This window comes from Streptomyces sp. NRRL S-920, from assembly GCF_000717945.1.
GTDB lineage: Bacteria > Actinomycetota > Actinomycetes > Streptomycetales > Streptomycetaceae > Streptomyces > Streptomyces alboniger.
Genome location: NZ_JODF01000014.1, coordinates 92,144 through 113,940, shown reverse-complemented (window position 1 = coordinate 113,940; position 21,797 = coordinate 92,144). Strand labels below are relative to the sequence as shown.

Below are 21,797 nucleotides of genomic sequence, written 5' to 3'. Positions count from 1 at the left end.
CCATGGCTCCTGGAGCGCGTCACGAGCCGATCTGCTCATACCTGACGAGTGCTTCGTGATAGGCATCGGGCCCGACGCTGATCCCGTTGCCGTAGGGATGGTTGAGAGCGAGAACCAGAAAGATCATGTAGGCGAAGCCCGCGGCACCGATGGCGAGCAGGGCGTAATGGACGCGGCTGGACGGGCGGCCGAAGAGCGCGATGACCAGGAGGGTGGCGACTCCCGCGCCGATCATCAGGGAGAGGATCGGTGTCGGGACCCGGGCGTCCTTCTCGGCCAGGCGTTCACGCCGGGCCACATACACATCCCGCATTCGCTGGGCGACTTCCTTGCGCGCCGCCCTCGCGGTCCCACCCGGCGTCGGCATCTTGTAGACCTGCATGCGCAAGGCGTCGAGCTGTCGGATGGTCGCCTCGTCGGGGCGGCCTTCGCGCATGGCGGGCCACTCGGCTGTGATGACGGAGCTGGTGTAGCCGGCGATGCCCTTGCGGACCTGCGCACGGGCGGTGTCGTCGAGGCCCTGTGCGGCGAAGTAGACCTCCTTGAGCGCGCCTGCCTCCGCCAGCGCCGCCTTGCGTGCCGTGTTCAACTCGGCCTGTGCGTTGAGGGCGAGGAAAGCGAAGGAGAACACGAAGAGGCCGCTGACCGCCCCGACCGCCATCTCGACGCCTTTGGGCAGATCGGGAGTCTGTGCGCCTTGGCGTCGTGTGACGAAGAACGCCGTGGTGGTGACGGCGGCCGCTGCGGTGAGCATCACGAGGAGAGAGGGAAACAACATGCGGCCATCGTCCGTACACGGCGGCTCGCGACCAGTACGCCGCACCGCGAGGTGGTGCCAATGCTGCCTGCGGTGTTGAACGGGCGGACTCATGTGCGAGGAACCTCTGCCGGGGGAGATCCCTCGCTACGCGCGGCCAGATGTCTCCTGGGGCCCCGCCGTCTCCGATCCGGTGGGAAACGGGCAATCGGCGAAGGCCGGTTCCAGTTCGTCGAACCAGGTCGCTGTCGGCGACCAGGCCGCGAAGAAGGGCTGCCCCACGAGGTCGGGCTGGCGTGCCTGGAGGAAGGAGCAGACGAACACCTTGCGCCCGGCGACGTGCGACTCGCCGTGGATCACGACCTTGCCCGGCGTGGCGGACATGAGCGGACCCCGTGACGTACGGGCGAGGCCGGATACCTGCCGCAGTGCCCCCTGGTAGACGGCGAGGGCGCGGGTGAGCGGGATGGCGAAGTAGTTGCGCGCTCCCGTGTCGCGTTCCACGAACGCGTAATAGGGGTGGATACCGAGTTCGACCATGCGCTGCCACATGTGTGCCCAGACAGCGGAGTCGTCGTTGACGTAGCGGACCATGGGTGCCTGTGCGCGCAGGACCGCTCCGGTCGCGCGGACGCGGACCAGGGCGCGTTGGACGGCGGCGGTGCCCAGTTCGGCGCCGTGCGAGAAGTGGGTCATCAACGCCAGTGTCCTGCCCGCCCGCACGCACTGCTCGAACAACCGCAGCAGATCGTCGGCGTCGGGGTCGGTGAGAAATCGGTAAGGCCAGTACCCGAGCGCCTTCGTGCCGATACGAAGGGAGCGGATGTGCTCGAACTCCGGGGCGAGAAGAGGCTCGATGTACTCCCGGAGGCGCGCGGTCGACATGATCAGGGGATCGCCGCCGGTGATCAGAGCATCGGTCACCTCCGTGTGCTCACGCAGGTACGCCAGGGCGTTCGCGGGACCCGGCAGGCTCTGCTTCAGCTCGGGCATGCCCACGAACTGCGCCCAGCGGAAGCAGTATCCGCAGTACGCGTGACATGTCTGCCCCGCGCCGGGGAAGAGCAGCACCGTCTCGCGGTACTTGTGCTGGAGGCCCTCCACCACGCTTCCGCCGTGCCGGGGCACATTCTGTTCGAGCTGGCCGCCCGGATGCGGCTTGAGCAGCAGACGTTGCCGGTTCGCCTCCCGGCGCACCTCACCGCGGGACGCGCCCTTCGCAATGAGGTGGCTCATGGTGCGGAACATGTGCGGGGGCAGCATGTCCCGGTGGGGAAAGACGAGCCGGAACATCGGATCGTCGTAGGGTGGCCGACTCCAGTCGATCAGCTCGTCCATGATGTAGCTGTTGGCCTTGAACGGGAGCACCGCGGACACCACGCGCATGGCGTGCCGCGTTTCCTCATCCACACGCGTGCGTATCTGCCCGGTATCGGCCAGATGCTCGCCCGGAATACTCCGCAGCACGGGTCGGTCCATGACCCTCATCATGCAGGGCAGCCGTAGGCCGTTCGCGGGAGGTGCGTCCATTGGAGTGACGCCTCATCCGCCTGCCCTCGTCGGGACGGAGCACCCAGGGTGTTGCTGATCGAAGACCTCGGCCGATCCGCTGTAGAGGATCGATGCCCCGGGCTCGCCGATCATGTGCGGTACGGCCATGATGCCGCCGTCGAGAGAGACGACTCCGGCTCGGGCGGCCACTCGGCCAGCTGCCGGGGGCTGAGCGGGTGACAACTCATGAGCTTCGGTTCAGGATCTCATCACCAGCTAGCTGTTCGGTCGAACATGCGCGGAGCCAGATGACGAGGGCGGCTGCGGTGACAGGCACTGCCCGCTTGAGGAAAATGCGTCGACAGCGCTCCTCGGTACCCGGCAAAGTGGCCGCCTGTGACGAGCAGTGAGCTGTGGACCCGTGCGACCGCCGACCGCTACGACGCCGAGGAGGCCGAGACGTCCTCGGCCGCCGTTCTCGGACCGACTCTCGACTTCCTCGCCGAACTCGCCGGAGACGGCAGGGCACTGGAGTTCGCCATCGGGACCGGCCGCGTGGGCGTCCCGCTCCGGGAACGCGGCGTGCCGGTGGTGGGCATCGAACTGTCCGAACATATGGCGGCGGTGTTGCGGCGCAAGGTGGACGAGGACACGCTCCCGGTGGTCATCGGGGACATGGCCACCACCGTCGTTCCCGGCGAGTTCACGCTTGTTTATCTCGTCTACAACACCATCACCAACCTGCTCACGCAGGACGAGCAGGTCGAGTGTTTCCTCAACGCCGCACGCCATCTGAAGCCCGGCGGCCGGTTCGTCATCGAGCTGGGCGTACCGCCGCTGCGGCTCCTGCCGCCCGGCCAGGTCGCGGTGCCGTTCGACGTCTCTGATCGGCATCTCGGCTTCGACACCTTCGACCTCGTCGAGCAGATTCTCGTCTCGCACCACTTCACCCGCGATGGCGACAGCGACGACGGCCGTTACCGTCGCGCCAACTCCCGGCACCGTTACGCCTGGCCGGCAGAGCTGGACCTCATGGCACGGATCGCCGGGCTCGAACTGGAATGTCGCGTCGCTGACTGGGGCGGGGCGCCGTTCACCCAGGACTCCGCGAAGCACATCTCCGTGTGGCGCAAGCCGACCTGAGGTCGGTGCGCATCCGAGGGTGCCGAAGCCGAGGCCTATTCGACCGGGCGACCCAGCACCCCTCCCAGATCAAACGCCCCAGGACCATCCCCAGAGCGAGCTAACCACCTCGCAGATCATTTCGTTAGGAGTTCTTGACCCGCGAGGGAGGCCTTGCGATCGCTGAGAGTGCATACGCCGTCCACGCACTGCCGCTCCAGCCGGCCGCGCGAGACGGTCTGCGCCAAGCCCGCCAGCCAGCAGGTGGGGCAGCCGCGGAAAGCGATCAGGGACAACGGCGCGGCCAGCAGCGTGATCGGGCCGACGGCAGGTACGAGGGCGATCGAGCCGATGAGCAGCCCGAAGCCGATGGCGCCGCGCGCCAGATGGCGCGGGACGGACTTGCTGGCGAAGTTCCCGATGTCCGGGTTGTTCACGGTCGTATGTCTCCTTCGACTGGGGGGCCGGTTACTTCCAGTGAGCGGCGCAGTGTCGCCCGTGCTCTGTGCAGCCGCGACTTCATCGCCGCACTGCTCAGACCGAGCGAACGAGCGACGGTCCTGCCGGGCAGCCCCTGTATGTCCCGCATGATCAGGACTTGCCGCTGGTCGCGGGGAAGGGCGCTGACCGCGGCCGCGACCCTCTCCGCCTCCAGCCCGCGCAGCACCGCGTCCTCGGCGGACGGCTCCGAGGGCACCTCCGCGGACGCCTCCGCCGCGGCCGACACCTCCTCGCTTCGCGAGATGAGCAGTCGTACCTGCCGCAGGCATTCGTTGCGCACGATCCGGAACATCCACGAGGCGAGTGCGCCCGTGGCCCGCAGGGTGCCGATCTTCCGGTAGAGGATGATCAGGGCCTCCTGGGCCGCGTCCTCCGCGTCCTGCGGTGAGGCGCACAGTGACAGGACGAACTTGCGCACATGGGGCTGCGATTCCGTGACGACGGTGGTGAGTGAGTTGACGTCGCCGTCTTGAGCGGCCTTGATCAGGCGCTCGTCGGGCCATTGGAAACGTGGGTTGTTCATCTGTTACTTGTAGCGCCGCGTCAGGTGCCAGCTGCACGCGCCCACGAGCAGGACGCCGATCGCTACGAGGCCGATAGCCATCATGGGTGTTCCTTTCCAACAGTTCCGCCGGCCCGTTCGGCCGGTACACGGACAAGAGGCGGGGAGACCGGGAAAGGATTCGCCTCGGGCCGAAGTCTTTCCGGATCGCTCACCTACGGTCGTGGAGCGACGGCATCGGACCAGGGGTGCGGACGGCTGCCGTGGGCGGTACGGAACGGGGGCAATCTGTGTGTTCGAGCGGGGCGGGCCTGCCGTCCGGCGCCTGTCTACATCGCCCTCGGCAGGACCGGAGAGCGCGCGGCCCCTCGCCATCCGGGATTCATCGGTGGCCTGTTCAACCGCGTAAGCCATCCCCAACTCCTCAGACCCGGTCCGGAGTCGACACACCCCGAGCACACACCTTGCACGCATCCCGAGTGTGCCTCAGGCCCATACCCTCCCGGCCGACGGACTCCATAGCCTGTGCCCCCGCGGCCCCACAGCCCCGCGGCCCGATAGCCCCACAGCCCCGCAATCCAGGCGCATTCGTGGAGACTGCCCATGAAAAAGATCATCGCAGCATCAGGACTCGCGCTCACCCTGGTCAGCGGCACCAGCATGCCGACCGCGCCCGCCACGCATCACACCGTGGCCTGCGATGATCTGCCCGGCTTGCAGATCCCCGCATCGGCGATCGGCCTGCCCACCAGCGGCGGCGAGGTGATCGCCGCACGGCTTGTCCCCGCGTCCGGCAGCGGCGCGTCCGCGACCGGCTCCTATTGCCGGGCGGACGCCGCCCTGCACCCCGTGGATCCGCACGCTCCGGACATCAGAATGCGTATCGCCCTGCCCGAGCGGTGGAACGGCAAAGCGATGATGTTCGGCGGTGGAGGCTATGACGGCACCGTGCCCGACATCACCGGCAACGTCCCCTTCGGCCCGGTGAACGAGCCCCGGCCACTGAGCCGCGGGTACGCCACCTTCGCCGGCGATTCGGGTCACCAGGCCGCACCCGACTTCAAGCCGGCCACCTCACTGGACGGGTCCTTCGGCGTCAACGACGAAGCGGTGCGCAACTTCGCCGGTGACGCCCTGAAGAAGACCAGGGACGCCGCACACTTCATCATGCGTGCCCATTACGCGGGTGCTGCCCCCACCCGCAACTACTTCGCCGGCGGGTCGAGCGGCGGCCGCGAAGCTCTCGCGGTGGCCCAGCGGTGGCCCACGGACTTCGACGGCGTCATCGCCGCCTACCCGGCCTGGAACGCCGTCAGCCTCAACTTGTTCTTCGGCCACGAGGCTCGCACCCTCTCCCGCCCGGGAGCCTTCTTGAACACCGCCGAGCAACATCTGCTGCACCGCAGTGTCATCGCGGCCTGCGACGGCGACGACGGGTTGCGCGACGGCGTCATCGGCGATGAACGCGGCTGCCACTTCGACCCGCGCTCGCTGCGCTGCCCACGCGGCCCGGACACCGCCGACACCTGTCTGTCCGACGCGCAGATCCGTGCCGTACGGGCACTGTCCTCACCGCTGCGCCTCCCCTACCCCCTCGCCGGCGGTGAGACCGGATATCCCGGATTCCCTTTCCTCTCCGGCGCCGACATGAGCACACCCCTGCTGGGCCTGGGCACCCGACCTCCCGGTCACCCCATGCCGAAGGACAGCGGTTACGGCGTGCAGTTCTGGGACCAGTGGGTGCGGTACTTCGTCACCCGCGATCCCGGGCACAACCCCCTCACGGTGGACCCCCGCCGCCCAGGCCCCTGGCGCCAGCGCATCAGCGCGCTGTCCGCACTTCAGGACGCCGGCGATCCCGACCTGAGCCGGTTCGCCGAAGCCGGCGGCAAACTGCTCCTCCTTCATGGCACAGCCGACGAACTGGTCAGTCACCGCTCCACCGTCGCCTACTTCCAGCGCGTGCAAAAACGTATGGGCAAGCGCGCCACCAGCGACTTCGCCCGGCTCTACCTCGTGCCCGGCGCCAACCACGTGAACGTCGACACGCCCTTCGCGGCGAGCTGGGACTCACTGAGCGCCCTGGAGAACTGGGCGGAAAGGGCGACTCCGCCCGCACGGCCGGTCGTCACCGATGCCAACCCCGCAGCGAACGGCCGTTCCCGGCCCCTGTGCGCCCACCCGTCCTGGCCGAAATACACCGGTGCGGGCAACCCTGACGCCGCGAGCAGCTTCATCTGCTTTCCCACCCCGCGGCCCTCGCCCCGCTGACCACACGCAACCTCCCCGATCACCTGCCCCAGAACGGGCATCGGCCGCCCGGACATCCGGGCGTGGAATGGCCCCGTGCCCAGCGGGCAGGAATGGGCTCGACGACAAGGGCCCGGGAGGCCGGACGTGAGGTGGAGACCTCTTCAGGTTCAGGACGGTCGGCGTCCTGGAGGCGAATGCCGCCAGGCGGCCGGCACGCGATCGGCTCCTCGACTGAGCATCGGATGACCACTTTCGGTGTCGAGGAGGAGTACCTGTTGGTGGAGGCGGACAGCCTCTTGCCGGTGCCGCGGAACAGCATGGTCCTGTCAGGCGCGCGGGCGCTGCTGGGGAGCGGTCCGGGAGATCTGTCGCCCGAACTGCTGCGGGCGCAGATCGAGATCGGCACTCCGGTGTGCACGGAACTCGACGAGGTGGCCGAGCATCTGGGCAGGATGCGCCGACTGGTGGGCGAGGCGGCGGCGGGCGCCGGATGCCGGGTGGCGGTGACCGGCGCGGGGCCGTACCGGGGGCCGGGCCCGGTCCTGGTGACGGAGGGGCCCCGGTATGCGGATCTGGCCGGTGACACTCCCCCACTGATCCATGAGCACATGATCAACGGCATGCACGTCCACGTGGGCATCGAGGACAGGGACCTGGGGGTCGGTGTGCTCAACCGGCTGCGCCCGTGGTTGCCGGCGCTGACGGCCATGGCCGCCAACTCACCGCTGTGGGACGGGCGGGACTCCGGATTCTCCAGTTGGCGCACCATCGCGTACGGGCGGTGGCCCGTCAGTGGTCCGCCGCCGTTGTTCTCCGACGCCCGGGATTACCGGGCGCGGACGGCGGGGTTGATCGAGGCGGGGATGATCCGTGGCCGCGGTCAGCTGTACTGGCAGGCGAGACTCTCCGATCGCTACCCGACGGTCGAGGTCCGCGCCATGGACGCTCAGTTGGAGGCGGAGGAGGCGGTGATGTTCGCGGGGCTGGTCAGAGCGCTCACGACTACTCTGGCGGGGCAGGTGCGGCAGGGGTCCGCTTTCGTACCGGTACCTCAGGAATTGCTGTTGGCGGCCGTGTGGCGCGGCGCGCGCGACGGCCTGGCGGGGACCCTGCTCGATCCGGTGCGTCTGCGCCCGGCACCGGCCGCGGACGTCGTCACAACACTTCTGGAGTACGTTGCGCCGGCGCTCAAGGATGCCGGCGATCTCGACCGAGTGTCCGGGGCCCTCGCCCGCCTGGTCTCGGGCGGGACGGGTGCCGCGAGGCAGCGGATGGCCTTGGAGCGGGGCGGTCCCTCGGCGCTTGACTCGCTATTGACGTCCTGTACGGGCGTCTGACGTCCGGGGCATGGCTGACAGGCTGGGTCCCGCCCCCGCCGGGCGAGGCGTTCCGCTGAGGACGAGCGAGCCGCCGTACACAGGAGGTCCATCAGCCCCTCCCCCGTACTCCAGAGCGGCCAACTCCAGCGCGACTACGGACCGTTCATTGATCGTAGCCATGCAGTCATCGTGGATCAGGGACACGGCCAACGCGCGGACGCCACGCCCCTCCGTGGTGGATGATGCACGCTCAGCCGAAAACCGACTCCGAGGGACACCATGCGCACCCGCACCACACTGCCCGCCGCCCTGCTCGCCTTCACCGTCCTCATGGTCGGGTGTGACGACGGCGGCACCAAGAGCGACGGCATCAAGGAGGACGCCCCGAAGGCCCCGGCCCCCACCAGCGCGGCTCCCCTCTCGGCACAAGCCGCGGCCGCCGAGTTGGCCGACGCCATCGGCGTCAAGACCCTCGGCAACCCGACGAACAACACCGGCTCTTGCTCGAACCAATCCGCCGGCGCCGGTCGCAAGACCGACGTGCGTGACTGCTCGCAGCTCATCACCACCGACACCGTCAGCATCTACGAGTTCCCGACGGTCGAGGTCGCGGAGCAGTGGACCAAGCGCAGGAAGTTCGACAGGACTTGGCGACAGGTCGACCGCTTCGCCCTCTCCTGGTCCGCCCGAGACCAGCAGCGCACGTCCAAGGAGCGCCGCTCCGAGCTGGAGACCGCGCTCCGGAAGCTCATCAAGTCGTAACGCGCATACCTGCGAAGCCCTCCTCTCCACCACAGGCATGAGCCAAGAGGGCGCGTCGTCACGTCCGGGTGAAGGCCCGGCCGCCGAGCAGCACCGCGCAGGCCCCGACGGTCAGCAGCCCACCAGCGAGGAATGCGCCCCGTACGCCGACGAGCGGAAGCAGCAGTCCTCCGAGGGCGGCTCCTGCCGCAATACCGGCGTTGTAGGCACCGGAGTTGGCCGCGAAGGCGATGTCCGTGCGGGCCGGTGCGCAGTGCAGCATGGCGTTCTGAGTGGTCATGAACACCGGCCCGAGTGCGCCGCCCATCAGTATCAGGAACACCACAGCCGCTACCGGCTCGGTGCCGGCCGCGTACAGGCCGAGCATGCCCACCGCCTGGGTGATGACGGCCGTTGTCAGGGCGGACCGCGGGAAGCGGTCCAGTACCCCTCCGGTGATGCTCACCCCGGCCAGGCAGGCGACACCCAGAGCCACGAGCAGGGCATTGACACCGGACGGTGAGAATCCGCTCACGTCGCCCAGGAACTTCACGATGTACGTGTAACCCGTGAATGCCCCGGTGGCGGACAGGGCCCCGGCCGCGAGTACCGTCCAGAACCGGCGGGCGTCGGGGCTGGTTCCGTAGGCGGCGGGCTCTTCTTCCGGGGGCGAGGTCGGCAGCAGAATGGCGATCGTCACCAGGGATGCGAGTCCCAGGGCCGCGAGCAGAGCGACCGGTACCGGCCAGTCGCTCCGCCGGCCCAGCCAGGTCCCGGCGGGAACACCGAGGACGAGGGCGAGCGAACCGGCGACGGACAGTGCCCCGACCACTCGCCCCCGGATTTCGGGCGCGAACAGGCCCACCGCGACCGGCCCCATGACAGCCCAGAACAACGCCTGAGCGAGCGCGGTCAGCAGCCGTGCCGCGAGCAGCAGCCAGTAGGAAGGAGCCAGCGCTGCCACCAGACTGGAGATGACGAACGCCGCCAGCAACGCCGTGAGCACGTGCCGTCGGGGCACGGCCCGAGTGACGTGGGCCAGCGGCACGGACGCGACGGCCACCGTCACGGCGTACCCGGTGACCAGGAGACCGACCGACGGCACGGACACCTGGAGGCTTTCCGCGATCAGGTCCAGGAGGCCGATCGGCAGGTTCTCCGCGGTGTTGAAAGTGAAGGCGGCCAGCATCAGGGCGGCGAGAACCATCAGTCCGCGCCATGAAGCCGGTCGCCTGGCGGCCGAAGGGCTGCTTGCCGCTCTCGCGCGTTGGTTCTGTTCCGTGGCCGCGTCCATGGATGTACCCCACAGGTTTCAGCGGCCCCGGCGCAAGTCAATTCGCTGCCATGGCTGGCGAGTTGCCGAGTGGGACTCCCCCCTCACCCTGGGGCCCCAGCTCATTGATGATCAAGCTAGATAGAGTGTGTCCATGTCACGTGCACGATACGCCCCTCGCTACCGCTCTCTCTGCTGGGCGATGGCGAGATGCTTCCCGGGTACTCCCTGCACGGCCCCAAGTCGGTGATGAAAAGGAGCGGGCCCTCAAGAAGCCGGTGGGCGACGAGAGCACGCTCGTCATCAATCCCGGCCTCAGCGACGACAACATCTACGCGTTCAGTCGCTCGGGCAGGGTCAACATGCGCGTGGAGATCGACGGTGGCGCCGCAGGTGACCCTTCAGGTGACCGAGCACGGCCGGGCCCCGGCCCGCACCCCTCCCCCGGTTTCCGGCTCCGGAGGCCGGCGCCCGGGGCCGCTGCTCAGGCTCAGCGACGAGTCAAGGTCAGCGAGGAGTGAGGAGGCAGAATTCATTGCCCTCCGGGTCGGCCAGCACCTTCCAGGAGATCGCGGACTGGTCGATACCAGGATCGGTGGCGCCCAGGGCGCGCAGCCGGGCCTCCTCTGCTGCCAGATCGCCCTCGCGGTAGGGAGCGACATCGAGGTGAACGCGGTTCCACCCGCTCTTGGTGTCGGGGGTGCGTACGAACTCCAGGTAGGGTCCGACCCCCTTGGCGGACCGCATGGTCGCGTGGTCGTCGGCGACCTCGTGCACCGTCCAGTCCGTAGCCTGGCCCCAGAACCGGGCCATCCCTCGTGGGTCGGCGCAGTCAACCACCACCGCGGCGATCGGCCCGGTGTCCTGGTAGACCGGGCGGGGCTCCAGGACGCAGAACTCGTTGCCCTCCGGGTCTCCCAACACACGGAACTAGTGGTTCTGGAGTGTTGTCGTGGTGGCATCGACGCTGGTCAGGCCCAGTGATACGACTAATGAGGCTGTAACCCATTCGGTCCCTACAGGGGGCATGACCCATGCACCCCGAAACCCCCTCGCGGGGACGGTCTACACCGAGACCCTGCGGGGTGTGCGGTGTGTCCGTCTGTCCGTGCTCACCGACGAGACCACCAGCCCCGAGCGGCAGCGCGAGGCCGACGACCTAGCGGCAGCCGCGCACAACATCAGTTTCGGCGAGGGTGACCAGCTCCGCGAAGCGGTGGACCTTGACGTCTCCGCTTCCAAGATCAGCCCCTTTGACCGGCCCGCCCTCGGCGCGTGGCTCGCCCGACCCGATGACTTTGACGCTCTGGTCTGGTGGCGCTTTGACCGCGCGATCCGGTCCATGGCGGACATGCACGAGCTTGCCAAGTGGGCCCGCGAGCACCGAAAGGTGTTGGTGTTCGCCGAGGGCATCGGCGGGGGCAAGCTCGTCTTTGACTTCCGCAACCCCATGGACCCCATGGCGGAACTGCAAATGACGATGTTCGCCTTTGCCGCGCAGGTGGAAGCGCAGTCCATTTCCGACCGTGTTACCGGGGCTATGGCTGCCATCCGGAACATGGCGCTGCGGTGGCGTGGGGGTGGTCGTCCGCCGTACGGCTACATGCCCGCCCCCATGCCCGCAGAGTTCGGCGGTATCGGCTGGACGCTCGTCCCCGATCCGGATGCCGTACTGATCATTGAACGGATCGTCCGAGAGCTGTTCGAGAAGAAGACCGTTTCGGCTATCGCCGTGGGGCTCAACGCTGACAGGGTTCCGAGCCCGCGTGATCACTGGGCCGTGAAGAAGGGCCGGAAGACCGGCGGCAAGACTGGCGGAGTCAAGGGGCTCGTTAAGGACGCGTTCCTTTGGAACCCGGCGGTCATCACGCGGATGCTGCGTAACCAGACGCTGCTCGGCTGGAAGATGCACAAGGGCAAGCCCGTCCGGGACGCCGAGGGCAACCCGATCATGGCGACCGCACAGCCGATCATGACCCGTGAAGAGTTCGACCGCATCGGCGCGGTTCTGGACGAGCGGAGCATTGACAACGGGGACCGGAAGGACACGGACGCGCTGCTGTTGCGGGTCATTCACTGCGACTCGTGCGGCGGGCGCATGTACCTGAACAAGCAGGACAGCAAGAAGAACCAGCACCCCACGTATAAGTGCAACCCGTACTCGCGTGGGTTCAAGTGCGAGAGGTCCGCCAACATCAGAGGCGATTGGGCCGACGAGTACGTGACCGCCGAGTTCCTGCGGCTGATGGGGTCCGTGCAGACAACGCACGTCGTGACGATCCCCGGGTACGACCCCGGACCCGAGCTGCGCGCCACTATCGCGGAGTTCGCGGAGCACCAGGAACAGAAGGGCCGCCAGAAGTCCCGGCACGCTGCGGCCGAGTGGCAGAAGCGCGCGGACGCACTCGACAACCGGATAGCCGAGCTGGAGTCCCGGGAAAAGACCGAGCCACAGCGCATCGTCACGAACACGGGCAGGACGTTCGCGGACGAGTGGGCCGAGAAGGACACGGCAGGACGACGCGCGATGCTCGTGGAAGCGGGGGTTCGGCTGGACGTGCGGCGAGGCACCCCCGGTGGGTGGCGCAAGCTCGACGTACGGCGCGTCACGTTCACCATGTCCGGCGAGCTGGACCCTGCCGCGGAAGCCCTCGCGGGTGAGGCATCGGCGCTGGAATCCGAGACGCGCGGGGACTCCCCGACCGAGGGCGCGAGTGTGCGCCTGGTCGAGCCCGCCACGGTCGCCGAACCCGTCCGCGAACCGGTCGCCGCGTAGGGCCCGGTAGTCCGACGACCGCCCTGAGGTGGTTCACGTTTCGCGCTGCCCTGAAACCCCCGCACCGGCCCGCGAGGGTTTCTAGGCTCGCCGCATGGACTTACTGACAGACGACGACGTACGCGCGATCCTCGCCCCGCACGCCGACCGGCGGGGGGCCGTGGGCCGCCTCTACGACACGGGCACGGTTGACCAGGACACCGCCGCAGACCTCGGCGCGCTCATCATCGAACTGACCGACGCGGGGCAGTTCGATGAGGCGGACCGTGTGGGCAAGGTGCTCGGGTACGCCGAGCGAACCGGTGAGCGTGAGCCGGTAGCGGGGTGGGCCCGTGGATGACCTCACGGACAACGACGTTCGCGAGGTCCTGCGGGACCACCGCGACGGCGGGGTGATCTCTCGCCTGTACGCAACAGGTGAGATCACGCAAGAGACGATCCCCACCCTCGGCGTGCTCTCCACCGAGCTGGACGAGCGGGGCGAGCACGAGACCGCGGAAAGGGTCGCCGATGTGATCACGTACGCCGACGCGGTGGGCGAGCGGCCCCCGGTGAAGGGGTGGACGAGCAAGGTTTGACCCCTCGGCAGTACGCTGCCGCACGCGGCTAGTTCACCCAGGTTGTATGCGGTGCAGTACACCTAGCCGCGCAGTGCCCCGGTAGGCCCCCGTGGACCCGCCGGGGCTTTCTGCTGTTCGCCCTCGGACGTGCGGGGCCCTCATCGGCTGCCTCACGGGGCCCGAGCGGCCTACAGCGGGGCGAAAGGGTGTTGAGGGTGTCGAATTTCGACACTTTTTGAGGTAGCCAAGAAAAACCTAAGAGAAAGAGAAACCGGGGTCTCCGTCGTCATCCTCAACACCGTTCGGTGCTCACACCACCTTCGAACCCTACAAGTGGGGCACCAGGAAGAGACCGAGAAAACGGGCGACCGTCCACCGCACGAAGCGGAAAGGGCGCGCACCACCTTCGGTCCCTACTACTGGGGCAGGAGAGAGCGGGAATACCGCGCACCCACCCCGAGGGGGAAACTCGGCGGTCTGAGTACCCGCGCTCTCTTCCAGCGTTGCCCGTGCACCACGCACCCGCGAGGGTGGCCGCAGGGGTCGTGAGGCAACGCGCGGGGACCGCACCGCCCACCAGTAACCGCCCCTCGGGGCGCTGAACGGGGTTGTAAGACCGTGCGGTCCCCATGTTGTCCCGGCTCTCGTCAACGAGCGCCAGGGCAACGACCAAGCCCGCTGACCCAACGGCAGAGGTGCGCGGTACCGGCCCCCGCTTCGGGGAGATCCGTACGCAATCCGCAGAGTTCCCGAGTTCGAGTCTCGGGGCGGGCACAACGACGAACACCACCAGGGGGACGCACATGCGTTGTATCGACTGCACCGAGCCCGCCACACACCGCGGGCGCTGCACGACTCACCACGGGGCGTACGAAGGTCGTCCGAATGTCCGCTCGCGGCGGGCACGGGGACGACGACGGGCGAACCGCCGGGACGCTGCTGCGAGGCTCCGCCGGCGAGTGCAGGAACGGGGCTCGGCCTGGTGCGACTGGTGCTTGGGCGATTTCCCGGCGGACGGAGTGGATGTGGACCATGTGCGCCCGCTGTCCCTCGGGGGTGAGGACGTAGACAGCAATGTGCAAGTGCTGTGCCACTCGTGCCACCAGCTCAAGACCCGTACTGAATTCGGCACTGCGGCCTAACCGTTGATGTAGCTGCGCCACTCCTCCGACTCCCAAGGGTTCCGCCGCAGTGGTGGGCGTTCCATGTCGAGGTTGCGGGCCCACTTCGTCAGCTCCTGCCAAGCCGCGTCAGCCTCTCGCGACCACTCGGCGGGAGCGTTATCCACAATGTCGAGCGCCATAGCGATGCGCCGTTCGGCCGTTTCGAGCTGGGACCAAAGCCCCTCGGGCAGCAAGTCCCCACGGGCGCGAGCCGCTGCGTGCAGGTGTTCGCAGCACCGAGCGATGTGATCCCGGACGGCTGCAACCTGTACGGACGTGGGGCGGGGCGGGACGCACTGTTCAAGCATTGTGCCGCTCGCGAGGCGGTACCAGTGGTGCCCTTCCTGGTGCAGCGCCATGCGCTTCGAGTCGGAAAGCCCCGAGTAGTACACGGGGCGGTCCCCGTTCTGCTTGGCAGTCTCGCGCTCAGGCTTGACCCACTGTTTCACCAGGTTCGATACGTCCTCGGGTAAGTAGTCCCCTGTTGGCATTGCTCCCCTTCCGGTTGCGGCTCGGCTCTCAGGCTTACGGATTCGCGTGTTCGTGGCTGCGCCTTTGGACCAGAAGACCTGTTGTGCGGGTCACACCTGCTCACCGTGCCGTGAGCCACGCTACGAGCCCGCTTCCAGTAGCCGTGGCGAGAGCTGCCACCAGCCATCCGGGTACGCGCTGGACGGTCAAGTGCACTGCGCCGCAGTGGAGTTCGAGTGCCGGACGCTGCGTTTCTCCCTGTCGAGTCATGGGGCTATTGAGCCCTACTCGGGGACGCCATGGCAGCGGGCATCCGCCCGAGACCCCATGAACGTAATGAAAGATCACCTAGCCCCCTGCCTGGAGGTGATCCCCCTGCCCCGCAGACCCCGCCCTCCGTGCTCTGTTCCCGGGTGTCCCGAGCTGACCCCCCGGGGTGGTCGCTGCCCGAAGCACACCAGGGAGGCGAACGCGGACCGTGCGTCGCGTGGTGGAGCCGTCTACACAACGTGGTGGCAGCGCATCCGGCGGGCGTACCTGTACGCGAACCCGTGGTGCGTGCTCTGCGGGCAGCCGGCGAACGTTGCCGACCATCACCCCTTGTCGCGACGCGAGTTGATCGCACAGGGCGAGCCGAACCCTGATGCTGCGAAGCATCTGCGTCCGCTGTGCGTCGCGTGCCACAACCGTGAGACCGCGCGCAATCAACCGGGCGGTTTTGCTGCGGAAGCGCGGTCACGGCGCGAGGCGAACGAACGCCCGCCGTTCTGACCAGGGGGGTACTCCCCTCTCCTCCCGAGATTGAGCGGCAGGGAGGCAAAAAACCCGCATGGCTCATTGAGGCATTTCGGCGGAGGTTAGCCGAGCCGTCCGCACGTAAGCACTAGCCGAGACAAGTAAAGAGGCCCCGAATTCTACCGTTCGCTGACGGTCGAATTCGGGGCCTCTCCTGTTTCCCAATTTGCTAGGTTGGACCTATGGCGGGCCGCATTCCTTCATACGCCTCTCTCAAATCGCGAGCATCGGAGATGTCTCGATCTTCCACCGCTCGCACGACTTCCAGGGCACGCCAACGATTGGACGGAACCACGCGCCCCGAAAGGATAGCCTTCTGCGCGGCGTTGCAGGCTTCATCCACTCGGTCTGAAACGATAAGCGATAGGGCTAGGTCGATATTGGCCGATGCCACACGACGAGGCCACTTTGAGATATCGCCAGACGGTGACAGGCGCGAGATCACTTCCCGTGCGTAGCCCTCGGCTGCCGGATCGCCAACCCATGCGAGAGTCGTAGCGGTATATGAGATAGATTTCCCTGGATCGTACTGATAGTGATGCTCGGGGTGGTCTGGGAATCGCATTGGGGACACGAGGCTATGCACTCGACCTATTGCGTCATAGGTTTCTTTCGGAGCCCCAAGTCTGGCGTACGCTCGCCCCTCCTGCGCTGTCGCCTGAATCTCGACAGAGCTTCCCTTGGGTGCTAGTGCCTGGGCCGCCTTGCTCAGTTCCACAGCCTTCGAATAATTGCCATCCGTGAGTACACGCCAAGCATCAGTTTCAAGGCACCAAGCCTGGATTTCTGAGTGCCCAGCGTGCTGAGCAAGCGTCATTGCCGTTCGCAGCCTAGCCGTGGCTGCATCCTCTTGATTTAGGTCGATATGCAGAGTGGCACCAAGAAGAGAAAACCACCCTCCGAGTACGAGCAATTGCCGGTGTTCGGCGAGAGTCTTCCTTGCATCCAAGAGCCGCCCGACATAACCAGAATATTTCCGCACACGCTCCAGGAGATCCTGCGGAGGAGCGGACGGGTATTTCATGGCGAGATCATTGAATACACCCTCTAGGCGAGAGAGCGTTTCATTCCCCACATCGCTAGCCACAACTCTGCGTGCGAGTTCGAGAGTTTCTATTTCGTCATCGTATCCTGAGTCGACCGAATCGGTTTGCGACGCGTGAATGGTTTGAATGGGCGCGAGTTCCGTGGAGATTGAGATCATGGATTCAAGCTGCGCTGCGGAAACGCGTAGCTCTCGGCAAAGCCCCGGCCGATGGAGCGACTGCGGTTCCGTCTCCCCGGTTTCCCAACGGCCCACCGTGGAGCGGTCCACTCCTACGGCGTCAGCTAGCGATTCCTGACTAAATCCCAATGCCTTACGACGCTTTACAAAGCTCTCACGCCTGGCTGCCATCCCGCCTCCCACTCTCTGAATCGCCGTTCTACCAGCTCAGAGGGCCCGATGCGTCCAGTATGCGGCAGGGATGCAGCAGAAATGCGGCACCGGTGCGCTGGCCTCGCTCCGGACATCGCCCTGTACTGGGGCATCCACGCAAACACAGTCAGCGATCGGACGGGCACACCATGGCGTCGATCAACGCGAGAGAAGCAGCGCGGGCCTACTGGTGCGAAGTGCTTGCGGAAGGAGAGGTGTGCGGGACGCGCGAGACAGTCCCGTACGTCCTCGGCACCTTCCAAACGATCTCGCCGAAACTCGCGCTGCGGTGGTTACGGAGCGAGGCCGAACGCATCGCGGACCGGCTCTACCCTGACCCGGAACGCTCGGCATGGGTCATGCCGTGGATGCGCTTGGACACGGTGCCCGTGCCCGACTGCTCCGCGGAACTGCGCTTCTGGGCCGAGGACCCTGAGGAGCACCAGGCCGCCCGGGACCAGCTCAAAGAGGGCGCCCCGCTCTCGGTGGTCATTCCGGACAGCGGGTGTCGCTACATCCTGACCGTCTGGCCCGTGGCCGTGCCCTCGCCCGAGTCCAGCGCCACACTGCCCGCCGATGACGGACAGCCCACAAGCCCCCGCCCTCGTCACACGAGCCACAGGAAGCCCCGCCGCACGTCGGGGTGGCTCGTCCCCTTTCTGTGACCAGGGCGGGCCCACCCCGGCCGAGCGAGGACGCACCGACGATGGACAGATGCCGCGCGCCGTTCCGCGTGCCCCCGGAACTGATTGAAACTGCCGTTGCGCTGGTGGGTCGGGACGCCAACGCTGGTGACGTTCCGCTATTCGTGCACTGCGAGTTGGACGGGCACCTAGAGGGTTTTCACGCGGTGCACCTGCTGTTCGTCCCGGACACGTCCGGTCGCGCGGCATGGGTGTTCTGGCGCGAGCACGAGTCCCGCGTACAGCTCAAGGACCCGTGCCAGGAACGGAACGGGCCCGGGGACATCTGCCTGTTGTTCGCCGAGCATCCGGGGGACCACCTGTTCCCCTCCAATGCCAACAGCGCGGCACATGAGCTGAGTTGACTTCCGCCCTCGGCGGGGACTTCCCGGGGCGCCGGTACCCATCAAGGCCGGTAGCCGAACCGGGGGCGGATCGCTCGGCCACCGCGTGACGAACGGGGCGGGGTCGAGCACCCAGAAGCCCAACCGCGAAACACGACCGAAGGAGAACAGCCGTGAACACCCTTCCACACGCCGAGCGCACCGCCGAGCGCGCACGGGAGATCCTGACGGCCGTTGAGGCCGATCCGGAGTTCTCCGCGTTCAAGGCCGCGAGCCTGCGCTACAGCGAGGACTGGACCTGCTTTTCCGGCGGTCCGGTCATCAGCGAGTACGACCAGGCCACCGACGCGGCCCCGCTGTTCACCGAGGGACTGCGGGCGCTCTGCCTCAAGGCCGCAGTGTTCGAGGCGACCGGCGACGAGCGCGCGGCGGAAATCCCCGTCGCCGTGCCCGTGGACGAGATGACGCACGCCATGATCGCTCAGCCGCAGATCCTCGCCCGGATCACGGCCAGGGTCGGCGCGCAGATCATCCACCAGACCGATCAGGAACACACCGACTGGACGCGGGACGACTACACCCACCAGGGGTACCGCGGCGCGTGGGGCGAGCCGCCCGCCCGGTACTGGATCACGCACGACGAGGTGGCTCGCCGGCTCGGCATCCTGCGGGCGAAGTACGAGGCTGCGGGCTTCCGCCAGATGGGTCTCGCGCACAGCATCACGTTCGAACCGGTCCCCGCGTAGCGGTTAGCCGAGTGCCTGCCGCATGACCGTGAGCGGGTCCAGCTCCGGGAAGTGCTGCCGGATCTGCTGCTGTGCCTGAGAGATCAGGTCATCGAGCAGGACCGGAGCTGCGCCGTACAGCACGTCATGCAGGTACGGCACCACTGCGGAGGGGTCGGGCGGTAGTTGCAGCTCGACAGTCAGCGGGGCGTTCTCGCTCTTATAGCGCCTCGCGGGCAGCCCGACCTTTTCGGGGTGGACACAGACCGGTGTTCCGTCGCTCAAGTACCTATGCCCATCAGCCTTGTTGAACGGGCATTCCGCAGTCGGGCGCTCGAACACGTCGAACTCTCCAACAGCGTGGACGCGGGACGGACAGATGCCGCACGCGCGGTGGTGTACGTCGCCGTTCACGAAAGGCTCGGGCATGGCCGGAGCCTAGCTCTCACCAGCACCACAGACGCCCGTTTCCGACCGCACCACCCCCTCACGGGGGACGAGCGACGCGAGCGGGTTGCAAGACCCGTTGCGGGGCCGCTGGGCGTGTTCAGTAACGGATGAGGGGCCAACCCACGGTGCGCACTGTGCGAGGTCTCGCCGCCCCGCTCGTGTACTGCCCTGGTGGCACATGGGCGGGGCGCCCCCTTCCGCCCTCACGCAGAAAGTTCAGACGTGCGCGCTCCCGTTCCCTACGTCGCCGCTTACAGCAACGAGTTCGGCCCCCGTGAATCCGATCTGTGCCTGGAAGTGCCGCGCAACGGCGTCCCTCACATTGCATACCTGCACCCTCGCCCGGACGACCGGGACGCGCACGGAAACCTGTGGGCCCGCATGACCAGGCCGCCCGAAGGCGAGCGGGGACGGGTGTTGTTCGACTGCATGGACCCGCTGCGGCAGCGCGAATGTATGGAAGGGCTGCTGTGTCAGGTGTGCACGGAACCTGCCGCGACGAGCGTCGGCACTGTGTTTGTCGAGTGGCAGCGTCCCGGCGAGCAACCGAAGCGGCTCGACCGGATCACGACCGACGCACCGCCCGTGTGCCGGAGGTGCCTCCCGTTGTCGTTCCTGGAGTGCCCGTTCCTACGGCACGAGAAAACCGCTGTCGCGCTGCTCGTCCGCAAGTCGGTGCTGAGTGGCGTGTCAGGCACGCTCTACCGCGTAGATGCGGACCTGCAAAGCTGGATTCCATCCGAGTCGGACGCGTATTCGAGCTTCAACAAGCCCCGGTACCCCGGGATGCTCGCACAACGGCTCTACCGCAAGTTGCGGGGCGTGGCGGTCATGGACCTGGACAACCTTCCGTCCGCGCTAGTGCCGACGCTGTGACGCTGCCGACTTTCGCGCAACCCTTATGCGTCGTCCTGGCGCTCGTCCTCGCTGCGGTCCCGCACGTAGGTGCCCCGCTGCGGCACGGTGTAGACGTACCCGAGTTCCCGCAGGTGCCGCACTGCACGGCGGGCGGTGTCACGGGCCACGCCCCACCGCTGGATCAACGAGGACTCCGAGGGGATCGGACGGTCCACGGCGAGAGTGCCCGACTTGATATCCCGGATGATCTCCGCCGCGATCTGCTGATACGGCGGCGTCGGGGCTTCGTAGTCAATGCTCGGGCTCATAAGGCAAGCGTAGACAACCGGACACGCTGGGGTCCGTCTCCGTACGTAGGTAGACGAGGGTAGAGGAGTTGGTTACCGTCGAAAACGAAAGCGCCCCGAGGGACCGAATAGGCCCGGTCCATCGGGGCTTGCCGAAACAGCTAACAGGAGCTGAAACGACCATGCGTGACTCTATCTCCCGTGCACTGCTGTGGGTGCTGCGGCTGCTGCTGCCCGCCCGAGGAAAGCGCCGAGCCGTCGCCGTGCTCACCCCCGAGCCGACGACCCCGCCCCGCGTCATCTGCGGACCGACCACACCGATCCCCGCTCACGTCCTCACTCGCTCGATTCCGTCCCCGTGGTACCACCGCATAGGCCCGTGGCTGCTCGCGCGGGAAGCGGAGCGCGAGGGCGAGCGGACGCTAGAGCTGCGTGTGATCCGGGAACGTCGGCGCGCTGCCGTACTCGCTGCGGAAGGCGTGGACTACCCGTACACGTACGAGGGTGCTCCGTTTCCCCGGTCCGCGTTCGCTGCTGCGGGGGTGTCGGCATGACCGCCGCTCGATTCGTCGCCGCACTGCTCAGCACGGAACCCGCACCCGAACCGTCCGGGGCGTACTGCGTCCGCTGTAAGCGGTGGACCTACGCGCCCGTTCCGGTCCGGTACACCGAGCGCGCGAGCGGTCCCGGGGTGACCCTGTACGCGTGCCCGAGCCATGCGGTGGCGCTCGGTGTGGGCCCGACTCCCGAGGATGAGCTACCCGCCCCGTAGGGGAGCGCTCAGGCAGCAAAACGCCCCGTTCGGCCAAGTGCCGGGCGGGGCCGTGTCGTTGGGCTTGACCTGCGGGTACTCTTAGAACTGGTAGTTAGATGTGTTGGGGTCGGCCAGGACCGTCCAGGGGACATCGCCCTGGCCCACATCGGCGAGTGTCGCGCCGAGTTCCTTCAGGCGCGCGATCAACTCCGCCTGGTGGGCGGCCGAGGTGGTCGCCAGGTCAAGGTGCACCCGGTTCTTCACCGTCTTGGGTTCCGGGCGGGCGATGATGTCGATGCAGACGGCCGCGGGGTCGGGGTAAGAGAAACCCACGGGCTCGAGGTTGGTGACACCGGGTCCCTCGCTGTCGACACCCCAACCGAGTGTCTCCGCCCAGAACCGGCCGAGCGCGGCGTCGTCATGGGCCTTCATATTGATCTGCACGAGTCGTGTTGCCATGCCGCAGATCCTAAGAGCTGTCAGCTGCCCCGAACAGTCGTGATCAGTGACGTGTGCTGTCCCGGCACCGACCATGGTCGCCGCCGCCAAGTCGCT

Annotated in this window: 22 protein-coding genes and 2 pseudogenes; 13 read left to right on the top strand and 11 right to left on the bottom strand. The window is 67.3% G+C overall.

The genetic code is table 11. The features are described 5' to 3' along the window. Nucleotides 1-19: 19 nt before the first annotated feature. On the bottom strand, nucleotides 20-778 hold the full coding sequence (locus IG54_RS0112965; RefSeq protein ID WP_158708866.1) for a hypothetical protein: 759 nt from the start codon (nucleotides 776-778) through the stop codon (nucleotides 20-22). A gap of 126 nt (nucleotides 779-904) precedes the next feature. Next, nucleotides 905-2,236 (bottom strand): KamA family radical SAM protein, encoded by a 1,332-nt coding sequence (locus IG54_RS0112960; RefSeq protein ID WP_199809533.1) that lies wholly within the window; start codon nucleotides 2,234-2,236, stop codon nucleotides 905-907. 408 nt (nucleotides 2,237-2,644) lie between these two features. Between IG54_RS0112960 and IG54_RS0112955 the strand changes: the two genes are divergently transcribed. Further along, nucleotides 2,645-3,391: a class I SAM-dependent DNA methyltransferase gene (locus tag IG54_RS0112955; protein WP_030781804.1), complete on the top strand. Its 747-nt coding sequence runs from the start codon at nucleotides 2,645-2,647 to the stop codon at nucleotides 3,389-3,391. A 116-nt stretch (nucleotides 3,392-3,507) separates the two neighbouring features. On the opposite strand, the gene IG54_RS0112950 is transcribed toward IG54_RS0112955, so the two are convergent. Then, entirely contained in the window at nucleotides 3,508-3,807 is a 300-nt protein-coding gene (locus IG54_RS0112950; RefSeq protein ID WP_030781796.1) for a hypothetical protein, read from the bottom strand. Then, a complete protein-coding gene (locus IG54_RS37905; RefSeq protein WP_078594030.1) occupies nucleotides 3,804-4,394 on the bottom strand; it encodes an RNA polymerase sigma factor in 591 nt (196 codons plus the stop codon). The genes IG54_RS0112950 and IG54_RS37905 overlap by 4 nt, the downstream gene beginning before the upstream one ends. 582 nt (nucleotides 4,395-4,976) lie before the next feature. Between IG54_RS37905 and IG54_RS0112935 the strand changes: the two genes are divergently transcribed. From IG54_RS0112935 to IG54_RS0112925, 3 genes are all read left to right on the top strand, one after another. Continuing rightward, the gene (locus IG54_RS0112935; RefSeq protein WP_030781790.1) at nucleotides 4,977-6,644 is read left to right on the top strand and encodes a tannase/feruloyl esterase family alpha/beta hydrolase; all 1,668 of its coding nucleotides are present in this window, start codon (nucleotides 4,977-4,979) and stop codon (nucleotides 6,642-6,644) included. Nucleotides 6,645-6,868: 224 nt separating this feature from the next. After that, the gene (locus IG54_RS0112930) at nucleotides 6,869-7,963 is read left to right on the top strand and encodes a carboxylate-amine ligase (protein WP_030781787.1); all 1,095 of its coding nucleotides are present in this window, start codon (nucleotides 6,869-6,871) and stop codon (nucleotides 7,961-7,963) included. Nucleotides 7,964-8,224: 261 nt separating this feature from the next. Then, nucleotides 8,225-8,707: a hypothetical protein gene (locus IG54_RS0112925; RefSeq protein ID WP_030781784.1), complete on the top strand. Its 483-nt coding sequence runs from the start codon at nucleotides 8,225-8,227 to the stop codon at nucleotides 8,705-8,707. Between the two features lie 58 nt (nucleotides 8,708-8,765). Here IG54_RS0112925 and IG54_RS0112920 read toward each other — a convergent pair whose 3' ends face one another. Next, the gene (locus IG54_RS0112920) at nucleotides 8,766-9,893 is read right to left on the bottom strand and encodes an MFS transporter (RefSeq protein ID WP_234336136.1); all 1,128 of its coding nucleotides are present in this window, start codon (nucleotides 9,891-9,893) and stop codon (nucleotides 8,766-8,768) included. Between the two features lie 573 nt (nucleotides 9,894-10,466). Further along, nucleotides 10,467-10,883, bottom strand: a pseudogene (locus tag IG54_RS0112915) (VOC family protein); the annotation flags it as partial. Nucleotides 10,884-10,986: 103 nt separating this feature from the next. Here IG54_RS0112915 and IG54_RS0112910 point away from each other — a divergent pair. The 4 genes from IG54_RS0112910 (at nucleotide 10,987) to IG54_RS40195 (ending at nucleotide 14,437) form a co-directional block, all read left to right on the top strand. Further along, the gene (locus IG54_RS0112910) at nucleotides 10,987-12,735 is read left to right on the top strand and encodes a recombinase family protein (RefSeq protein ID WP_037896975.1); all 1,749 of its coding nucleotides are present in this window, start codon (nucleotides 10,987-10,989) and stop codon (nucleotides 12,733-12,735) included. 94 nt (nucleotides 12,736-12,829) lie between these two features. Then, nucleotides 12,830-13,075: a hypothetical protein gene (locus IG54_RS0112905; RefSeq protein WP_030781772.1), complete on the top strand. Its 246-nt coding sequence runs from the start codon at nucleotides 12,830-12,832 to the stop codon at nucleotides 13,073-13,075. Further along, nucleotides 13,068-13,313: a hypothetical protein gene (locus IG54_RS0112900; protein ID WP_030781771.1), complete on the top strand. Its 246-nt coding sequence runs from the start codon at nucleotides 13,068-13,070 to the stop codon at nucleotides 13,311-13,313. Before IG54_RS0112905 ends, IG54_RS0112900 begins: the two co-directional genes overlap by 8 nt. Nucleotides 13,314-13,924: 611 nt before the next feature. Beyond that, nucleotides 13,925-14,437 carry an HNH endonuclease signature motif containing protein gene (locus IG54_RS40195; protein WP_324615414.1) on the top strand — a complete coding sequence of 171 codons (513 nt, stop codon included), beginning with the start codon at nucleotides 13,925-13,927 and terminating at the stop codon, nucleotides 14,435-14,437. Here the strand turns inward: IG54_RS40195 and IG54_RS0112895 are convergent. Both IG54_RS0112895 and IG54_RS40185 read right to left on the bottom strand, forming a co-directional pair. Continuing rightward, on the bottom strand, nucleotides 14,434-14,907 hold the full coding sequence (locus IG54_RS0112895) for a hypothetical protein (RefSeq protein ID WP_158708865.1): 474 nt from the start codon (nucleotides 14,905-14,907) through the stop codon (nucleotides 14,434-14,436). The two genes, IG54_RS40195 and IG54_RS0112895, sit on opposite strands and share 4 nt — an antisense overlap. 986 nt (nucleotides 14,908-15,893) lie before the next feature. Continuing rightward, nucleotides 15,894-17,120, bottom strand: a complete 1,227-nt coding sequence (locus IG54_RS40185) for a helix-turn-helix domain-containing protein (protein WP_030781767.1) — start codon at nucleotides 17,118-17,120, stop codon at nucleotides 15,894-15,896. Between the two features lie 218 nt (nucleotides 17,121-17,338). Between IG54_RS40185 and IG54_RS0112885 the strand changes: the two genes are divergently transcribed. The 3 genes from IG54_RS0112885 to IG54_RS0112875 all read left to right on the top strand — a co-directional run bounded on the left by IG54_RS0112885 (nucleotide 17,339) and on the right by IG54_RS0112875 (nucleotide 18,914). Beyond that, nucleotides 17,339-17,806 (top strand): hypothetical protein, encoded by a 468-nt coding sequence (locus IG54_RS0112885; RefSeq protein ID WP_234336135.1) that lies wholly within the window; start codon nucleotides 17,339-17,341, stop codon nucleotides 17,804-17,806. Nucleotides 17,807-17,847: 41 nt separating this feature from the next. Then, the gene (locus IG54_RS0112880) at nucleotides 17,848-18,189 is read left to right on the top strand and encodes a hypothetical protein (RefSeq protein WP_030781761.1); all 342 of its coding nucleotides are present in this window, start codon (nucleotides 17,848-17,850) and stop codon (nucleotides 18,187-18,189) included. Nucleotides 18,190-18,341: 152 nt separating this feature from the next. After that, complete coding sequence (locus tag IG54_RS0112875) at nucleotides 18,342-18,914, top strand: hypothetical protein (protein WP_037896973.1); 573 nt, start codon at nucleotides 18,342-18,344, stop codon at nucleotides 18,912-18,914. 3 nt (nucleotides 18,915-18,917) lie between these two features. Here the strand turns inward: IG54_RS0112875 and IG54_RS0112870 are convergent, their stop codons facing one another. Then, entirely contained in the window at nucleotides 18,918-19,322 is a 405-nt protein-coding gene (locus IG54_RS0112870; RefSeq protein WP_030781756.1) for a hypothetical protein, read from the bottom strand. Between the two features lie 243 nt (nucleotides 19,323-19,565). Between IG54_RS0112870 and IG54_RS0112865 the strand changes: the two genes are divergently transcribed. Next, nucleotides 19,566-20,219: a hypothetical protein gene (locus tag IG54_RS0112865; protein ID WP_158708864.1), complete on the top strand. Its 654-nt coding sequence runs from the start codon at nucleotides 19,566-19,568 to the stop codon at nucleotides 20,217-20,219. Between the two features lie 23 nt (nucleotides 20,220-20,242). On the opposite strand, the gene IG54_RS0112860 is transcribed toward IG54_RS0112865, so the two are convergent. Next, nucleotides 20,243-20,509 carry a winged helix-turn-helix domain-containing protein gene (locus IG54_RS0112860; protein WP_030781752.1) on the bottom strand — a complete coding sequence of 89 codons (267 nt, stop codon included), beginning with the start codon at nucleotides 20,507-20,509 and terminating at the stop codon, nucleotides 20,243-20,245. 161 nt (nucleotides 20,510-20,670) lie between these two features. Between IG54_RS0112860 and IG54_RS40180 the strand changes: the two genes are divergently transcribed. After that, nucleotides 20,671-21,042: a hypothetical protein gene (locus IG54_RS40180; protein ID WP_078594028.1), complete on the top strand. Its 372-nt coding sequence runs from the start codon at nucleotides 20,671-20,673 to the stop codon at nucleotides 21,040-21,042. 308 nt (nucleotides 21,043-21,350) lie between these two features. Here IG54_RS40180 and IG54_RS0112855 read toward each other — a convergent pair. Next, nucleotides 21,351-21,701 (bottom strand): annotated as a pseudogene (locus tag IG54_RS0112855) (VOC family protein); the annotation flags it as partial. Between the last annotated feature and the right edge of the window lie 96 nt (nucleotides 21,702-21,797).

Bases quoted from the DNA above. Each gene is read 5' to 3' on its own strand.
- IG54_RS0112965 (WP_158708866.1), bottom strand. From the start codon at position 778: ATGTTGTTTCCCTCTCTCCTCGTGATGCTCACCGCAGCGGCCGCCGTC.
- IG54_RS0112960 (WP_199809533.1), bottom strand. From the start codon at position 2,236: ATGGACCGACCCGTGCTGCGGAGTATTCCGGGCGAGCATCTGGCCGAT.
- IG54_RS37905 (WP_078594030.1), bottom strand. From the start codon at position 4,394: ATGAACAACCCACGTTTCCAATGGCCCGACGAGCGCCTGATCAAGGCC.
- IG54_RS0112935 (WP_030781790.1), top strand. From the start codon at position 4,977: ATGAAAAAGATCATCGCAGCATCAGGACTCGCGCTCACCCTGGTCAGC.
- IG54_RS0112930 (WP_030781787.1), top strand. From the start codon at position 6,869: ATGACCACTTTCGGTGTCGAGGAGGAGTACCTGTTGGTGGAGGCGGAC.
- IG54_RS0112925 (WP_030781784.1), top strand. From the start codon at position 8,225: ATGCGCACCCGCACCACACTGCCCGCCGCCCTGCTCGCCTTCACCGTC.
- IG54_RS0112920 (WP_234336136.1), bottom strand. From the start codon at position 9,893: ATGGTTCTCGCCGCCCTGATGCTGGCCGCCTTCACTTTCAACACCGCG.
- IG54_RS0112910 (WP_037896975.1), top strand. From the start codon at position 10,987: ATGACCCATGCACCCCGAAACCCCCTCGCGGGGACGGTCTACACCGAG.
- IG54_RS0112905 (WP_030781772.1), top strand. From the start codon at position 12,830: ATGGACTTACTGACAGACGACGACGTACGCGCGATCCTCGCCCCGCAC.
- IG54_RS40195 (WP_324615414.1), top strand. From the start codon at position 13,925: ATGTTGTCCCGGCTCTCGTCAACGAGCGCCAGGGCAACGACCAAGCCC.
- IG54_RS40185 (WP_030781767.1), bottom strand. From the start codon at position 17,120: ATGGCAGCCAGGCGTGAGAGCTTTGTAAAGCGTCGTAAGGCATTGGGA.
- IG54_RS0112880 (WP_030781761.1), top strand. From the start codon at position 17,848: ATGGACAGATGCCGCGCGCCGTTCCGCGTGCCCCCGGAACTGATTGAA.
- IG54_RS0112870 (WP_030781756.1), bottom strand. From the start codon at position 19,322: ATGCCCGAGCCTTTCGTGAACGGCGACGTACACCACCGCGCGTGCGGC.
- IG54_RS0112860 (WP_030781752.1), bottom strand. From the start codon at position 20,509: ATGAGCCCGAGCATTGACTACGAAGCCCCGACGCCGCCGTATCAGCAG.
- IG54_RS40180 (WP_078594028.1), top strand. From the start codon at position 20,671: ATGCGTGACTCTATCTCCCGTGCACTGCTGTGGGTGCTGCGGCTGCTG.